Origin of the sequence: Pseudomonas sp. IT-P171 (genome assembly GCF_949767765.1) — a bacterium.
In the GTDB taxonomy this organism is placed as follows: Bacteria; Pseudomonadota; Gammaproteobacteria; order Pseudomonadales; family Pseudomonadaceae; genus Aquipseudomonas; species Aquipseudomonas fluorescens_B.
In genome coordinates, this window is the sequence record NZ_CATKQN010000033.1 from 290,578 (window position 1) to 304,657 (window position 14,080).

Here is a 14,080-nt window from a genome sequence, read left to right on the forward strand (position 1 = left end):
GGTTTGGGTAAGAGGGTGGGCTGGTCGTGGGCCACCTTCAGCCTGGCAATCGAGGGGGACGCAAACCGACAGGCGTGACGCTGCACTCTCACGGAATGAACCCGTAGCGAAGGGGTCAACCAGTAAGGCCACCTTCGGACAGTCGTCATGCCTAGCCACTGCCGCATTTCCATCAATGTACGCGAGCATCAGGACCCGCATGGACGCGGCTGAGTCGGCGCTGATGGCCGCACGCGTGCAGTTCGCGCTCACCATCAGTTTCCATATTGTGCTGGCCGCGCTTACCATCGGCCTGGCCAATTTTCTGATGGTGCTTGAAGCGCTTTGGCTGTGGCGTGGCCAACAACGCTATCTGGATGTTTACCGTTACTGGCTGAAAATATTTGCCCTCAACGTGGCGGTGGGCACGGCGTCGGGGCTGATTCTGGAGTATCAGTTCGGGCTCAACTGGTCGCGGCTCTCGGTTCAGGCCGGCGATATCCTCGGCCCGTTGATGTTCTACGAAGTGCTGGCGGCGTTTTTTCTGGAGGCGGGCTTCCTCGGCATCATGCTGTTCGGCCTGAAAAAGGTCGGGCCTCGCCTGCATTTTTTCGCCACCTGCGCGGTGGCCATTGGCTCGTTGATCAGCGCGTTCTGGATCCTGTCGGCCAATTCCTGGATGCAGACACCCGCCGGTTACGCCATTGGCGCCGATGGCCGTTTCATGGCCGAGAACTGGTGGGCGATCATTTTCAACCCGTCGTTTCCTTATCGTCTGGCCCACATGACACTGGCCGCGTTGCTCGGCACGGCGACCCTGGTGGCGGGTGCCGGCGCCTGGCAACTGTTGAAGGCGCCGCACAACCCGCGCGCGCGTCTGCAATTGTCCATGGCGCTGTGGACGATTGTCGTGCTGACGCCCCTGCAAATCGTGGTGGGTGACCTGCATGGTCAGCACAGCCTCAAGGTGCAGCCACAGAAGGTGGCGGCCATCGAAGGTTCGTGGACGCGACCGCCGGAGGGCGCGGGCGAACCGCTGCGCTTGTTTGCGATTCCGGACATGGCGCAGCGGCGCAATCATTGGGAGGTGGCGATTCCGCGCATCGGTTCGCTGTACCTGACCCACGACCTGAACGGCACCATCGCCGCGCTGGACGAGTTCCCGGCTGAGGACATCCCGCCGGTGCCGGCGGTGTTTTTCGCGTTTCGCTTGATGGTCGGCCTGGGCCTGTTGATGCTGGGGCAGGGGCTGGTCAGTCTGGTGTTGCGCTGGCGCGGCCGGTTGTACGCAGCGCGCTGGATGCTGCGGGTGTGCGTGCTGATGGCCCCGGCGGGTTTGCTCGCGATGCTCAGTGGCTGGGTCGTGACCGAGGTGGGACGGCAACCCTTTACCGTGTATGGATTGCTGCGCACGGCGGACAGTGTGTCGTCGGTGTCTCGCCAGCAGGTGGTCGGCTCGACCTGGTTGATTCTGATGTTTTACCTGCTGATCTTCGGCATCGGGCTGTGGGTGCTGCTTCGCCTACTGCGTGAGCCTCCGCATAAGGACGAGCCCGGGCCGCAGCCGACGTTGGCGGACGAGACGGGTGAACCCTGATGGACACTGACTGGATCACACTGCTGTCGGCGGCGGCCCTGGCGTTCTCGGTCATGAACTATGTGCTGCTCGATGGCACGGACCTTGGCGTCGGTGTGCTGATGGGCGTTACGCGATGCAGCCGGCAACGCCGCACGATGGCGGTGACGATCCTGCCGATCTGGGACGCCAACGAAACGTGGCTGGTGCTCGGGGGTGGCGGTCTGCTGGCGCTGTTTCCGCTGGCATACGCCATCCTGCTGCCGGCGCTTTATCTGCCGTTTATCCTGATGTTTTTGGCGTTGATCCTGCGAGTGGTGGCGTTGGAGTTTCGCGACTACGCGCCCAATGCCGCCATCAAGCGTGCGGTCGATGGCTTGCTGATGTGCGGGTCAGTGCTGGCCGGTGCAACTCAGGGGGTGGTGCTGGGCACGCTGGTTCAAGGCATACCTGAACAGGGCGGGCAGTACAGCGGTGACGGCTCGGAATGGCGGGATATGTTTCCGCTGTTTTGTGGCGCCGTGCTTGTGGTGGGCTACACGTGGTTGGGGGCTTGTTGGCTTTACTGGCGCACTGAAGACGAACTCCAGCGGCGCTCGGCTTTTCAAGCGAAGGCGCTGGCCTGGGCCACCATGCTGTTGTTGATCGTGTTGGTGGCCTGGACCGCGACGCTGGACACTCGCTATGCGCAACGGCTGGCCGATTGGCGGGTGTGGATGCCGGCGATGACGTTGCTCGTCGCGCTGCTGACCGGCTTTGTGCTGGGCTTTCGAAGTCGCCTTCATGCGTTGCCACTGTTCGCGGCATTGGGCGTTTTCGTGTTGGCGTTTGCCTTGATGATCGTGGCGCTTTATCCGCTGATCGTTCCGCCGCACCTGACCCTGCAAGCGGCGGCGTCCAGTCCGACCAGTCAGACATTCATGCTGATTGGTTTTGCCGTGCTGATACCGGTGACGCTGATCTACAACACCTACGGCTTCCGCGTCTTCAGCGGCAAGGTGCGTGCGGTGCGTGATTGACCTCAGGCCTGGACCCAGCGTTGCCGACTCCAGCTGCTCAAGGTATCGACGGCGAAGACCAGGATCAGCATTGCCAGAATCACTGTGCTGGCTTGCGCTTCCTGAAACAGGCTGAGGCTGACATAGAGCATTTGCCCCAGACCACCGGCGCCGACGAAGCCGAGCACACTGGCCATGCGGATGTTGTTTTCCCAGCGGTACAGGATGTAGGCCAGCAGCTGCGGAAACAGGTTGGGCAGGGTGCCGTAACAGAAGGCCCACACGGCGTTGCCGCCCTGCAACCGGATGGCATCGGCCGGTTCCGACGGGGTGTTTTCCAGCGCTTCGGCGAACAGCCGGCCGAGCACGCCGGTGGTGTGCAGCGCCAACGCCAGCGTGCCGGCGTTGGGGCCGAGGCCGGCGGCGAGCACCATCAGCGCGGCCCACACCAGTTCCGGCACGGCGCGCAACGCGTTGAGCAGCAGTCGCGATGCGCTCTGCAACGGCCAGCCGAAACGTCCGGCCGCGGGCAATGCCAACAGCAAGCCGAACACCGCCGCGAGCAGGGTGCCGAGGGCGGACATGGCGATGGTTTCGAAGGCGCCATGGGCGATGGCTTGCAGGTGATTGGGGCTCAGGTCCGGGCTGAAAAAGCGCTGCGCATAAGCGCCCATCTGGTTCAGGTTGCCGGTGCTGCCGAGTTCGCTGAGGTCGATGCCGAGGTAGATGAACGAGGCGATGACGGCGGCGCCGATGCCGAGCAGCAGGGCCAGGTTGAACAGGCGATTCATGCCAGCCTCCAGCGCAGCAGGCGGCTGAGTTGGTCGGCGAGCAGCACCAGAACCAGAAAGGTCAGCAGCAGACTGGCCACTTCTCCGCCGGCGAACATGCGCAACGACAGGTCCATCTGCTGACCCAGCCCGCCGGCGCCGACAAAACCCATCACCACCGAGGCCCGTATCGCGCATTCCCAGCGATACACCGTGTACGACAGTAGTTCTGCCGAGACATTGGGCAGGATTCCGTAGAAAAACGCCGCCAGCCGACCGCTGCCGGATTGCAGCAATGCATGGGCCGGACGTTGATCAACCGATTCGAAAATTTCCGCGTAGACCTTGCCCAGCATGCCGCTGTAGGTAATGGCGATGGCCAGCACCCCGGCGGTCGGGCCGAGGCCGACGGCCCGCACGAACAGCAGGGCCCAGACGATTTCCGGCACGCTGCGCAGGAAAATCAGCAGCCCGCGCACCGGCCAGCGCAGCAGTTGACCCCCATAACTCGGGCGCCCCGCACGCGACGCCGCCGACAACGACAGCGCACGACTGGCCAGCAGGCTGGCGGGAATCGCCAACAGCAACGCCAGGGCCATGCCCGCCGTGGCGATGGCCAGGGTTTGCAGGGTGGCTTGCAGCAACAGCTCGATGAACGCCGCGTCATGGGCCGGGGGCCAGAAGGCGGACACGAACCGGCCGATTTCACTCTGGCTGTCACTTGCGACCAGCACACCGAGGTCCAGCTCGCTGTAGTGGATGCCCGGCCACAGCAGGGCGATGGCCAGCAGGCTGAGCAGCAGGCGCGGCAGGGTGGCCGGATCGCGGGTGTCGGACGTCAGCATCGGGGAATCTGCACACTCAAGTGAGCGGGAGGCACCGGCGAGCGTTCCAGTTGCTCGTTGGCGTAGAGCGCGTCGAGCTGCTCACGGTCGACGGCGCTGGCGGGCAGGTCGAACAGAATCTGCCCGTCACGCAGGCCAATGATCCGCGAAAAATGCGCCAGGGCCAGCTCCACCGCGTGCAGGCTGGCGACCAGTGTGACGTTTTGCTCCCGGGCATGACGGCAGAGCACCGACAGCGTGTGCTCGGCCAGCACCGGGTCCATGGCCGAGACCGGTTCATCGGCCAGCAACACCTCGGGCGCTTGGTACAACACCCGGGCAATGCCCACGCGCTGCAACTGTCCGCCGGACAACTGCTGGCATCGCGTGAACAGTTTGTCGCTCAGGTCCAGCCTGGCCAAGGCCGCTCGCGCGCCCGGAATGTCCAGCGGATAGAGCAAATTCAGCAGGCTCTTGCCCAATCCCCATTGACCCAGCTTGCCGGCCAGAACCGCCGTGATCACACGCTGGCGCGGTGGCAACGGCGGCGCTTGATGGATCAAGCCGATACGTGCGCGCAGGCGCTGACGCTGACCGGCCGACAACAGCCAGGCACGCTCGCCGAGCACTTGCAGCTCGCCGGCGCCCGGTCGCAGGGCGGTGGCCAGCAGGTTGAGCAGGCTCGATTTGCCGGCACCGGACGGGCCGATAATGGCGACCTGTTCGTGGGCCTCGATGTGCAGGTCCACGCCACGCAGCGCGTGAACGCCGTTGGCGTGGGTAAGGCTGACCTGGGTCAGATGCAACGTCATTTGAGCAGTTCGGCGGCGCGTGCGGCTTCCTCGATGCCCTTGTAGTTGTCCGGGCTGGTTTCGATGAATCGGCTGGCGGCCTGCAAGTCGAGAATTTCCTTGTCCTTCGGATTCGCCGGGTCGAGTGCGAGGAACGCGGCTTTGATCTTGGCCGCCAGTGCCGGGTCGAGGGTCCCGCGTACCGTCCAGTTGTAGTCGAAGTAGGCCGGGGTGGTGGCAAACACCTTGACCTTGTTGGTGTCGACCTTGCCGGCCGCGACCAGTTTTTCCCACACGCTGGCGTTCAACACCCCGGCGTCGACCTTGCCGGCCTGGACCCAGGCGACCGTGGCGTCATGGGCGCCGGAGTAGCCGACGCGGCTGAAGTAGGTTTCTGGTTTGATGCCGTCCTTGAGCATGAAGTAGCGCGGCATGAGGCTGCCCGACGTGGAAGACACCGAGCCGAAGGCAAAGGTCTTGCCCTTGAGGTCGGCGAGGGATTTGACGGCGGGGTCGGCGGTGATGAATTTGCTGGTGAACTGCGCATCCTGTTCGCGCTGTACCAGCGGAATCGCATTGCCGGTTTTCAGGCGTGCCTGCACGAACGTGAAGCCGCCCAGCCAGGCCATATCGATCCGGTCGGTGGCCAGCGCCTCGACCACGGCCGGGTAATCGCTGACGGGCACGAACTCGACCTTCATGCCCAATTGCTGTTCCAGGTAGGCGCCCAGCGGCTTGAATTTACGCAACAGTTCGGTGGGCGCTTCATCGGGAATCGCGCTGACCTTCAAGGTGTCGGCGGCCTGCGAGAGCAGGGTGCAAAAAGACAAGGCCAGGCCGGCAGTCAATGCCAGGGTACGCTTGAACATGGAAATTCTCCGGTGCATTTACGGAACACTATAGAGGTGCGCCGGGCACACGCAGGTGACGGCAAGGCGCTTTGTGAGGTTAGACGAAGCGTAGCGGGGCCGATTGCTTCAGGCCTTGGTGCAAGTGTGACGTGGATGTAAGCCAGGGGGAAGCCGGGGCGATAAATACCGTTCGTCAGCGATGTGCGCTACGACCTATTGACACCGGTGCGTCCCTGAGTGAATATTAATCCATCGCACACGACACAATCGAACGCGACAAGAAATCAAACCCCATTGCACCGTAGAGGATTCACCCCATGAGCAAGATCGACAAAGTCCTGGCCACCGGCAAAACCCACACCACCGCCAGCGCTGCCGGCAACACCTCACGCGGTCACAACGGCAGCCTCGACATCACCCTGTCGACGCCGGGCACTGCCAAGCCAGCCCACGTATTCGCCGCGACCCAGCCGCACCCGACGGCCGAGCAACTGTTCGCCGGTGCATGGTCGGCTTGCTACACCGCCGCGGTTGGTCTGGTGGCCAACGACTTGAACGTGGTGCTGCCGGCGGATCTGTCGGTCGACATCGAAGTCGATCTGGGGCAGGGCGGTGCGGAGTACTTCCTTCAGGCTCGGCTGACTTTGCGTGTACCTGGCCTGTCGCAGGACATTGCAACGACCCTGGCGCATACCGCCGACCAGATTTGCCCGTACTCGAAAGCGACTCGCGGCAACATCGACGTGGCGCTGAATGTCCTCACCGTTTAAATCTTTTTTTTATCTCATATATATCGCGTGCGATAAAAGCGCATACGAATACAAATCTTAAGGGAATCATCATGAGCAAGATCGATAAAGTACTGGCCACCGGCAAAACCCACACCACCGTCAGCGCCGCTGGCAAGACCTCGCGCGGACATAGCGGCAGCCTCGACATCGTGCTGTCGTCGCCCGGCAACGCCACACCGGCACATGTGTTTTCGAACACTCAGCCGCACCCGACTGCCGAGCAACTGTTCGCCGGCGCCTGGTCCGCCTGCTACACCGCAGCGGTCGGGCTGGTGGCCAAGGACCTGAACGTGGCACTGCCGGCGGAGACGTCCGTGGACATCGAGGTCGATCTGGGCCAGACCGGTCAGGCGTACTTCCTGCAGGCTCGATTGACCTTGCGTGTGCCAGGCCTGTCGAACGAGATTGCAACGAAGCTGGCGCACACGGCCGACCAGATCTGCCCGTACTCGAAAGCCACCCGCGGCAACATCGACGTGGCACTGAACGTCATCACCGAGTGATGCGACAGGACTCGACGGCGCCACGGGCGGGCGCCGGACGAGTTCACGCCGTTGCAAAAAAAACGGTGGTGAAACGGTGCAACAACCTGATCAAATCAGTGGGAGCCTTGCCCGGAGAGTCCCATGAATCCTCGATTGCCACCTTTCGCCGCATGGGTTGTTGCGCTCACCTTTGGCGCCTTGTCTGGCGCCGATGCCGCCGAATACACGCAAGTCAATACAACCGCCAGCACGCTTTCCTTCACTTATAACCAGTTCAGCTCTCGGGTTTACGGAACGTTCAGCCAATTCGAAGGCAGGCTGGATTTCGACACCGCAAACCCTTCAGCGGCCCATGCCGCGCTCACCATCCAGCTCGACAGCATCGATGCCGGCAGCATTGACGCCAACGAAGAACTGAAAAAGCCCGCCTGGTTCGACACCGCGAACTCGCCGGTAGCGACGTTTGAGTCGACTGCTGTGAAATCAGTGGGCAACGACCGCTATTCGATCACCGGCCAACTCACGCTCAGGGGCATCACCCGCGAGGTGGAAGTGCCCGTGCAACTGAAAGCCGAGAACGCCATCGGCATCTTCGATGGCGAACTGACGCTCAAGCGCAGCGACTTCAACATAGGTGAGGGCGAGTGGGCGGACACGGTGGTTTCCGACGACATCAACATCAGGTTTCGCATGGTTGCGCCGCAGCAGTAGGGTGCACGTCACGGCTTGCCGGCGCCAAGGCTCGAACAACCAGCACCGCTCCCCCCTTCGGTCCCGCCAGCACGTTATGATACGCACGCCCGTCCGTTCCCAGAGTCCAGAGCCTCAATGCCCCAGATCACCCACTTCAAGACCCCGTGCCCTGAGCACCTCTCCAGCCAGATCCTGCAGATGGTCGTCGACAACCTGACCGAGATCAGCATGGTCGCCATCCCGCCGAGCAACCTGTTGTACAACGTCTACCAATACGCGATCGGCTACGAAGTGCACCTCTATCTGGAGGCATTGAACGGGTCGAAAGGGGTTGCAGTGGAGTTGATCGTCGCCACGGACGTGGACGATCCGGAAACGGTTATCGGTTTCTTGCTGTACTTGCCGTTCCAGGATGATCCCGAGGCGTGCGGCGTGGCGTACATGGCGGTCCAGGCCGGTCATCGGCGCCAGGGCGTGGCGCGCAAGATGCTGCGGGAAATGGTCGGTCGCTACCCGCATGCCGAGCTGACCTGCGCGGTTGCCAAGGTACCGTGGTTTGAGTCGATGGGCTTTCAGGTGGTGGGCGTGCGCGGTACTCAGGTGCTGATGAACACCCGCGATCATCGTTCCGGCGGCTTGATGGGATTGCTGGATGTGGCGTCGATCTACAGCTCGCTGGAGGTGCGGCAGATTCATACCTACTTGCTGCAAAAACACGGCAAGCGCGCGATGCTCGATGCGGAGAAACAGCGTGACCGGCATCTGGACCAGCTGACGTACAAGGCCAATGAGTTTGTCCGCGAGCGGTTGGGCGAGTAACCGCGCTCTAAATGTACAAGCGAGCTTTTGTGGCGAGGGGATTTATCCCCGTTGGGCTGCGCAGCGGCCCCAGCATTTCCTTGTTAAACCGCATGTACAGGGTTTACGACTGCTGCGCAGCCGGACGGGGATAAATCCCCTCGCCACAAAAAGCCCATTCCCACATTAGACCCAATCAGGGTTTAAGAAAGCTTCACGTTCATGGTGATCCGCGCCGTGAACACCTTCCTGCCTTCAACGTCGAGTATGTCCACCGGCACGATCTTGTCGCCTCCCGTGGTCCAGTCGACGTCGCCCCCATCGGCCACCGCCGTGACGTCGGTCTTTGCCTTCGCCAGGTACTCGACTGTCATGCCTTTTGGAATCCAGCGTGCCCCTTCGGGAATCGACACGTCGGTCATCATCCCCGCCGCCAGTTCAGCCGCATTGCACATCGCGATGGCGTGCACGGTGCCCAGGTGGTTGGTGATTTCCTTGGCGAACGGCACCTGCACCGTCGCAGAGCCTTTGCGCAACTCCGTGACCAGCGGGTTGATGGTGCTGAAGTAGGGCGCCACCTGGCAGGCCATTGTGCTGAAGGTTTGCGGGCCCACGCTGTTAAACAGGCTGAGGAACTGACTCATTTTGAAACCTCATTGATGATCGGATTAACAGAATGTTGTTCCGTAACAGAATAATGTTCTGTGACGGAACAGTATTCTGTCAGCGGGAAATCTGTCAACCTTGTTCGATGGCGATCACGTGCCTTCACTCTTGGTTTTTTGGGTCTGTGTTAAACATGGAAACGTCAGATTTACTCGAGCGCTGCTACCCCGGAAGACGCGCTGAACTCAAGCGCGATATTTTTCGAAAGGCCCTCACACTGTTCAACGAGCAGGGGATCGAGGCCACGACCATCGAAATGATCCGTGCCGAATGCGACACCAGCGTGGGCGCGATTTATCACCACTTCGGGAACAAGGAAGGTCTGGTGGCCGCGCTGTTTTTCACCGCCCTGGACGATCAGGCCAGGTTGCGCGACAGCTATTTGAGCGACGCAAAAACCACGCAAGCAGGCGTATACGCGCTGGTGCACAGTTACGTGGATTGGGTCGACAGCCAACCCGAGTGGGCGCGCTTCCAGTACCACGCGCGATTTGCCGTCACCAAAGGGCCTTTCAAGGACGAACTGACGACCCGCAACAAGGCGCGCAACAAGCAACTGCTGGAATGGCTGTCGGCTTCGGCCAGAGGCGATGAGTTGAAAGGCACTCCGGCCGAATTGCTGCTGTCGCTGATCATTGGCCAGGCAGACAGCTATTGCAGGGCATGGCTGTCGGGCCGGGTAAAGGGCAGTCCGAAGGTGTACCGGGACACGCTTGCACACGCGGCGTGGCGATCGGTTTCCGGCGATTGAACAGCAAAAAGCCCGGTCAGAAGCCCAATGCTGTTCACTTAAGCGCGCTTGGATCGTGCATACCTTTGTGGCGAGCGAGCTTGCTCGCGCTGGGCTGCGTAGCGGCCCCAAAAATCTGACAACTATTGCCGAGTTTTGTGAGTGCTACGCACTCAAGCGGGAGCAAGCTCCCTCACCACAAGTTTCCTTTGATTCAAGACACTCTTAAGTGAACAACATTGCGGTCAGAAGCCGGGCTTTTTCCTGTCTGGAATGCGTGCACTTGAAAAAGAGCCTCAAGGCTCTTTGATGGGGAGGAAGTAGAGCCCTCGAGGCTCAAGATGCACGTGAAACAAGCGGCGAGCTTGGTAGGGGTTCAGATCACTCACCACCTACGCAACCGCTGAGTTGAGCAAACAAACGGCTGCGTAGAATCATCGTAGGAAGATGAGGTTCGGCACTCAAGTACCGCTAGTCGCCTCTGTGCCAGCCCTGCCACGCGCGCCTCTTTCAACCATTGCGACGATGGTTTCGAATAGCTCGTCCTGCGCCTGTACGGCGCTGATTTCACCCGTCGCGGCAGCCTGGGACAAGGCTTCCGCCGCACCGAGCATCGCCCGCAAACCCGCTGCCGTGATCTCACCCGTGCCCGCGAAGGGGGCGAGGGCGGATCGGCATTTGTTCAGGAAGATCGCCTCGTACTCACGCTTGATCTTCTCCAATTCCGGCGAACTGGCCAACGCGGCGATCACGCCCGGGATTTCGTTGCCCTGCAGCAACACACAGTCCACGTACGACGAGGCAATTACCCTGGCGGTGCCGACCAGCGTCGGTTCGCTGTTCTGCAGTGCCGTATCCATGACGGCAGTCTGGCGCGCATCAAAGTCTTGGTAGAGCGCCGCCAGCAAGCCGGGGCGCGTCGTGAAGTGGTCGTACACCACCGGTTTGGTGATCCCGGCCTGTTCGGCGAGCCGCCCCAGCGTCAGCGCGTCGGTGCCTTCTTCCCGAACGAGTTGCCAGGCGACGTCCAGCAACTGGCGCAGGCGGTCCTCCCGGGACAGGCGTCGTCGTGGTTGCGGGGTGGAATCTTGCGCGGTTGTTTTGGAGGTTGACATGGCTATGTACCAAAAGTAACTTACTGATCGTAACTTACCAAGAGTATATAAGGTCCGCCTTGTGCTCTCAACCAGGAGTTTCCATCATGCATACCCTCATCGTTGTCGCTCATCACAATCCCGATTCGCTTACCCACAGCCTCGCGGCCCGGATCGCTGAAGGCCTGACCGCCAGCGATCCCGCCAACACCGTGGAATTTGCCGATCTGTTCGCCCAAGGATTCGAACCGAGGTTCGGCGCCGCGGATTTTGCGGTGCATCACCGGGAAGCGTCACCGCCCGCGGATGTGATCGCCGAACAGGCACGAATCGACCGTGCCGACCATTTGGTGCTGGTCTATCCGGTCTACTGGTGGTCAATGCCGGCGATTCTCAAGGGCTGGATCGATCGAGTGTTCACCAACGGCTGGGCGTTCGATTACACGGCGGACAGCCTGGAGAAAAAACTGGGTCACCTGCGGGTTCACCTCATCGGCGTCGGCGGTGCCGATGCGGGCACGTTTGATCGACACGGTTTCACTGAGGCGATGAGAACGCAGATCGACCACGGCATTTTCGATTACTGCGGTGCTCGGGTGCTGACGTCCGAGCTGTTCCTCGAGTCGGAAAGCCAGAACCCGACGGTGCATCTGGAGGCCGCTAGCGCCTTGGGTCGCCGCCTCCTTGCGGCTTCGGCACAGGTCGATCCCGTTACGCCTGTTCGCCCGGCCAGCCTGCCCGACGCAAGGCTTTGAGCAGCGTTTCGGCGTCCAGCCCCGGCACCGCATGGCCATTGCCTTCGGCGGTGTCGGAGGCCAGCAGGGCGTTGATGATCGCTTCTTCCACGGCTTCGGTGGCGGCCAGGAACAACTCGCTGATGTGGTCGTTGTTGACCATGCGCAGGTTGTCTGTAGTCGGCGCCTTCTTGCTTTCATAAGCCGCGGGTGGGACGTCGTTGCCGGTGGCGAACGCGATGAAGATGTCGCCGCTATGGTCTTCGTTACCGCCGCCGGTGCGTGCCAGGCCGAGGCTGGCGCGCTGGGCGAGGCGGGTGCATTGATGCGGCAACAGCGGCGCATCGGTGGCCAGGCAAACGACAATCGAGCCCATGCCCGGATGGGGCAACGAGGCCTTGAGAAATGGCGAGTCAGCTTTTTCCATGGAGCGCCCGACCGGGTAACCGTCGACGCGCAATTCATTGCGGATGCCGTGGTTGGCCTGGACGATGGCGCCAACGGTCCAGCCGCCCTGGGCACTGTTCAGACGTCGCGAAGCGGTGCCGATGCCGCCCTTGAATTCGTGACAGATCATGCCGCTGCCACCGCCGACCGAGCCTTCGGTCACGGGCCCGCCCGTTGCGGTGCGCAGGGCTTCAGCCACATGTTCGGGCTTCACGTGAAAGCCATTGATGTCATTGAGCAAACCGTCGAAGGTTTCCAGCACCACCGGCATGTTCCAGTAAAGTCGTCCGTCGTCGGGTTGCTGTTCACGGTCCAGGACAATCAACGCATCACGAACCACACCCAGGCTGTGGGTGTTGGTGAAGGCGACCGGGCTGGTCAACAGACCCGCTTCGCGAATCCACTCTAGACCGGTGGCATCGCCGTTGCCGTTGAGCACATGGACACCGGCGAAGCACGGGTGCTGGCTCGTGGAACCGGCTCGCGGCTCGATCACGGTGACCCCGGTCAGGATGTCGCGGCCATGCGCGCTGCGGCCCCGCACATTGCTGTGGCCGACCCGCACGCCGGGTACATCGGTGATGGCATTGAGCGGGCCAGGTTGCAGTTGGCCGAACTGGAGGTTCAGGTCGCGGGCACGTGGTTTCATCGATTCTCTCATCTTCAATTCGTGGCAGAAAAAAGTGGCTGGGCTAGACGCAGACCCTGCGGGAGCGGCGCAATTACTGACCGTTTTTGACTTTGCTCCAGATCCGCGTCCGCACCCGCTCGGTGGCCGGCGGCAGCGGCTGAAGGGTGAACAACGTGGCCAAGGCTTGCGCGGACGGGTACACCGCCGGATTGTTGCGGGTCGCTTCGGCCACCAGTGGCGTGGCGCTGCGGTTGCCGTTGGGGTAGTTGAGGTGGTCACTGACCGGGGCAATCACATCAGGGCGCATCAAGTAATCGATGAACGCCAGCCCTTGCTCCGGGTGCGGTGCATCCTTGAGCAACACGAGGGTGTCGAACCACACCGGCGCGCCTTCCTTGGGCAGGCTGTAGGCGATCTTCACGCCGTTGTTGGCCTGCTCGGCGTTGGTCTTGGCTTCGAGCATCGCCCCCGACCAGCCCACCGCCACGCAAATGTTGCCGTTGGCCAGGTCGCTGATGAACTTCGACGAGTTGAAGTAGGCGATGTGCGGACGCAGTTTCAGCAGCAGCGCTTCTGCCTTCTTGTAGTCCTCGGGGTTGGTGCTGTTGGGCGGCAGACCGAGGTAGTGCAGGGCGACCGGCAGCATCTCGGACGGCGAGTCGAGCATGGCCACGCCGCACTGGCCGAGCTTGGCCAGGTTGGCTTCGTTGAACACCAGGTCCCAGGAATCCACCGGCGCCTTGTCGCCCAGCGCGGCGCGAACCTTGTCGACGTTGTAGCCGATGCCGTTGGTGCCCCACAGGTACGGCACGGCGTACTGATTGCCTGGATCGTTGGTGGCCAGTTTCGCCAACAGACCAGCGTCCATGTTTTTGAAGTCAGGCATCTGTGCATGGGGCAGGGGCGCGAGTGCGCCAGCCTTGATCAGGGTCGGCAGGCTGAAGTTACTGGCCACCACCACGTCATAACCGCTGCGGCTGGTCAGCAGTTTTCCTTCCAGCACTTCGGCGCTGTCGAACGTGTCGTAAACCGGTGAGATGCCGGTGTCGCGCTTGAAGTCGTGCAGGGTCGTGGGGCCGATGTAGTCATACCAGTTGTAGACGTGAACCGTCGGGCCCTCGGCAGCCACCGCCGCCAGCGAAACGCACAGACAGGCGCTCAACCCAAGATTGATCTGTTGACGGGGACGACTCATGATGCGGCACTCCTGGCCTGCTGCAGG

At 61.9% G+C, this 14,080-nt stretch carries 16 protein-coding genes; 8 read left to right on the forward strand and 8 right to left on the reverse strand.

Translation table 11 applies throughout. From position 1 onward, the window contains the following. Positions 1-199 precede the first annotated feature (199 nt). Together ACM6I5_RS18760 and ACM6I5_RS18765 are read left to right on the forward strand one after the other, a co-directional pair. Positions 200-1,576: a cytochrome ubiquinol oxidase subunit I gene (locus ACM6I5_RS18760; RefSeq protein WP_414884396.1), complete on the forward strand. Its 1,377-nt coding sequence runs from the start codon at positions 200-202 to the stop codon at positions 1,574-1,576. Then, positions 1,576-2,574, forward strand: a complete 999-nt coding sequence (locus tag ACM6I5_RS18765; RefSeq protein WP_414884397.1) for a cytochrome d ubiquinol oxidase subunit II — start codon at positions 1,576-1,578, stop codon at positions 2,572-2,574. The genes ACM6I5_RS18760 and ACM6I5_RS18765 overlap by 1 nt, the downstream gene beginning before the upstream one ends. Positions 2,575-2,576: 2 nt before the next feature. On the opposite strand, the gene phnE is transcribed toward ACM6I5_RS18765, so the two are convergent. From phnE to ACM6I5_RS18785, 4 genes are read right to left on the reverse strand one after another with little or no spacing between them, the layout of a single operon-like run. Further along, entirely contained in the window at positions 2,577-3,344 is a 768-nt protein-coding gene (gene phnE / locus ACM6I5_RS18770) for a phosphonate ABC transporter, permease protein PhnE (RefSeq protein ID WP_414884398.1), read from the reverse strand. Continuing rightward, the gene (locus ACM6I5_RS18775; protein WP_017338414.1) at positions 3,341-4,168 is read right to left on the reverse strand and encodes a PhnE/PtxC family ABC transporter permease; all 828 of its coding nucleotides are present in this window, start codon (positions 4,166-4,168) and stop codon (positions 3,341-3,343) included. The genes phnE and ACM6I5_RS18775 overlap by 4 nt, the downstream gene beginning before the upstream one ends. Further along, the gene (locus ACM6I5_RS18780) at positions 4,162-4,959 is read right to left on the reverse strand and encodes a phosphonate ABC transporter ATP-binding protein (protein WP_414884399.1); all 798 of its coding nucleotides are present in this window, start codon (positions 4,957-4,959) and stop codon (positions 4,162-4,164) included. The genes ACM6I5_RS18775 and ACM6I5_RS18780 overlap by 7 nt, the downstream gene beginning before the upstream one ends. Continuing rightward, positions 4,956-5,807, reverse strand: coding sequence for a putative selenate ABC transporter substrate-binding protein (locus tag ACM6I5_RS18785; protein WP_017338416.1), 852 nt, complete (start codon positions 5,805-5,807; stop codon positions 4,956-4,958). The genes ACM6I5_RS18780 and ACM6I5_RS18785 overlap by 4 nt, the downstream gene beginning before the upstream one ends. Before the next feature lie 299 nt (positions 5,808-6,106). On the opposite strand from ACM6I5_RS18785, the gene ACM6I5_RS18790 reads away from it, so the two are divergent. The 4 genes from ACM6I5_RS18790 to ACM6I5_RS18805 all read left to right on the forward strand — a co-directional run bounded on the left by ACM6I5_RS18790 (position 6,107) and on the right by ACM6I5_RS18805 (position 8,577). Beyond that, on the forward strand, positions 6,107-6,559 hold the full coding sequence (locus tag ACM6I5_RS18790) for an Ohr family peroxiredoxin (protein WP_017338417.1): 453 nt from the start codon (positions 6,107-6,109) through the stop codon (positions 6,557-6,559). A 71-nt stretch (positions 6,560-6,630) separates the two neighbouring features. Further along, a complete protein-coding gene (locus tag ACM6I5_RS18795; RefSeq protein WP_414884400.1) occupies positions 6,631-7,083 on the forward strand; it encodes an Ohr family peroxiredoxin in 453 nt (150 codons plus the stop codon). A 123-nt stretch (positions 7,084-7,206) separates the two neighbouring features. After that, the gene (locus tag ACM6I5_RS18800) at positions 7,207-7,776 is read left to right on the forward strand and encodes a YceI family protein (RefSeq protein WP_414878379.1); all 570 of its coding nucleotides are present in this window, start codon (positions 7,207-7,209) and stop codon (positions 7,774-7,776) included. Positions 7,777-7,893: 117 nt separating this feature from the next. Next, entirely contained in the window at positions 7,894-8,577 is a 684-nt protein-coding gene (locus ACM6I5_RS18805; protein ID WP_414884401.1) for a GNAT family N-acetyltransferase, read from the forward strand. Between the two features lie 182 nt (positions 8,578-8,759). Here the strand turns inward: ACM6I5_RS18805 and ACM6I5_RS18810 are convergent, their stop codons facing one another. Then, positions 8,760-9,200 carry a hotdog fold domain-containing protein gene (locus ACM6I5_RS18810; RefSeq protein WP_414884402.1) on the reverse strand — a complete coding sequence of 147 codons (441 nt, stop codon included), beginning with the start codon at positions 9,198-9,200 and terminating at the stop codon, positions 8,760-8,762. Positions 9,201-9,355: 155 nt separating this feature from the next. Here ACM6I5_RS18810 and ACM6I5_RS18815 point away from each other — a divergent pair, with 155 nt between their 5' ends. Further along, positions 9,356-9,973, forward strand: coding sequence for a TetR/AcrR family transcriptional regulator (locus tag ACM6I5_RS18815; protein ID WP_017338422.1), 618 nt, complete (start codon positions 9,356-9,358; stop codon positions 9,971-9,973). A 440-nt stretch (positions 9,974-10,413) separates the two neighbouring features. Here the strand turns inward: ACM6I5_RS18815 and ACM6I5_RS18820 are convergent, their stop codons facing one another. Beyond that, the gene (locus ACM6I5_RS18820; RefSeq protein WP_017338423.1) at positions 10,414-11,067 is read right to left on the reverse strand and encodes a TetR/AcrR family transcriptional regulator; all 654 of its coding nucleotides are present in this window, start codon (positions 11,065-11,067) and stop codon (positions 10,414-10,416) included. An 86-nt stretch (positions 11,068-11,153) separates the two neighbouring features. Here ACM6I5_RS18820 and ACM6I5_RS18825 point away from each other — a divergent pair, with 86 nt between their 5' ends. After that, the gene (locus ACM6I5_RS18825; RefSeq protein ID WP_017338424.1) at positions 11,154-11,801 is read left to right on the forward strand and encodes an NAD(P)H-dependent oxidoreductase; all 648 of its coding nucleotides are present in this window, start codon (positions 11,154-11,156) and stop codon (positions 11,799-11,801) included. Here ACM6I5_RS18825 and ACM6I5_RS18830 read toward each other — a convergent pair. Further along, a complete protein-coding gene (locus ACM6I5_RS18830) occupies positions 11,758-12,876 on the reverse strand; it encodes a P1 family peptidase (protein ID WP_017338425.1) in 1,119 nt (372 codons plus the stop codon). The two genes, ACM6I5_RS18825 and ACM6I5_RS18830, sit on opposite strands and share 44 nt — an antisense overlap. A 73-nt stretch (positions 12,877-12,949) precedes the next feature. Further along, complete coding sequence (locus ACM6I5_RS18835) at positions 12,950-14,053, reverse strand: polyamine ABC transporter substrate-binding protein (protein WP_414884403.1); 1,104 nt, start codon at positions 14,051-14,053, stop codon at positions 12,950-12,952. Positions 14,054-14,080 lie beyond the last annotated feature (27 nt).

Coding starts and splice junctions, on each gene's coding strand:
- ACM6I5_RS18805 (WP_414884401.1), top strand. CDS start 7,894: ATGCCCCAGATCACCCACTTCAAGACCCCGTGCCCTGAGCACCTCTCC.
- phnE (WP_414884398.1), bottom strand. CDS start 3,344: ATGAATCGCCTGTTCAACCTGGCCCTGCTGCTCGGCATCGGCGCCGCC.
- ACM6I5_RS18825 (WP_017338424.1), top strand. CDS start 11,154: ATGCATACCCTCATCGTTGTCGCTCATCACAATCCCGATTCGCTTACC.
- ACM6I5_RS18830 (WP_017338425.1), bottom strand. CDS start 12,876: ATGAAACCACGTGCCCGCGACCTGAACCTCCAGTTCGGCCAACTGCAA.
- ACM6I5_RS18795 (WP_414884400.1), top strand. CDS start 6,631: ATGAGCAAGATCGATAAAGTACTGGCCACCGGCAAAACCCACACCACC.
- ACM6I5_RS18780 (WP_414884399.1), bottom strand. CDS start 4,959: ATGACGTTGCATCTGACCCAGGTCAGCCTTACCCACGCCAACGGCGTT.
- ACM6I5_RS18820 (WP_017338423.1), bottom strand. CDS start 11,067: ATGTCAACCTCCAAAACAACCGCGCAAGATTCCACCCCGCAACCACGA.
- ACM6I5_RS18765 (WP_414884397.1), top strand. CDS start 1,576: ATGGACACTGACTGGATCACACTGCTGTCGGCGGCGGCCCTGGCGTTC.
- ACM6I5_RS18775 (WP_017338414.1), bottom strand. CDS start 4,168: ATGCTGACGTCCGACACCCGCGATCCGGCCACCCTGCCGCGCCTGCTG.
- ACM6I5_RS18760 (WP_414884396.1), top strand. CDS start 200: ATGGACGCGGCTGAGTCGGCGCTGATGGCCGCACGCGTGCAGTTCGCG.
- ACM6I5_RS18790 (WP_017338417.1), top strand. CDS start 6,107: ATGAGCAAGATCGACAAAGTCCTGGCCACCGGCAAAACCCACACCACC.
- ACM6I5_RS18810 (WP_414884402.1), bottom strand. CDS start 9,200: ATGAGTCAGTTCCTCAGCCTGTTTAACAGCGTGGGCCCGCAAACCTTC.
- ACM6I5_RS18785 (WP_017338416.1), bottom strand. CDS start 5,807: ATGTTCAAGCGTACCCTGGCATTGACTGCCGGCCTGGCCTTGTCTTTT.
- ACM6I5_RS18800 (WP_414878379.1), top strand. CDS start 7,207: ATGAATCCTCGATTGCCACCTTTCGCCGCATGGGTTGTTGCGCTCACC.
- ACM6I5_RS18835 (WP_414884403.1), bottom strand. CDS start 14,053: ATGAGTCGTCCCCGTCAACAGATCAATCTTGGGTTGAGCGCCTGTCTG.
- ACM6I5_RS18815 (WP_017338422.1), top strand. CDS start 9,356: ATGGAAACGTCAGATTTACTCGAGCGCTGCTACCCCGGAAGACGCGCT.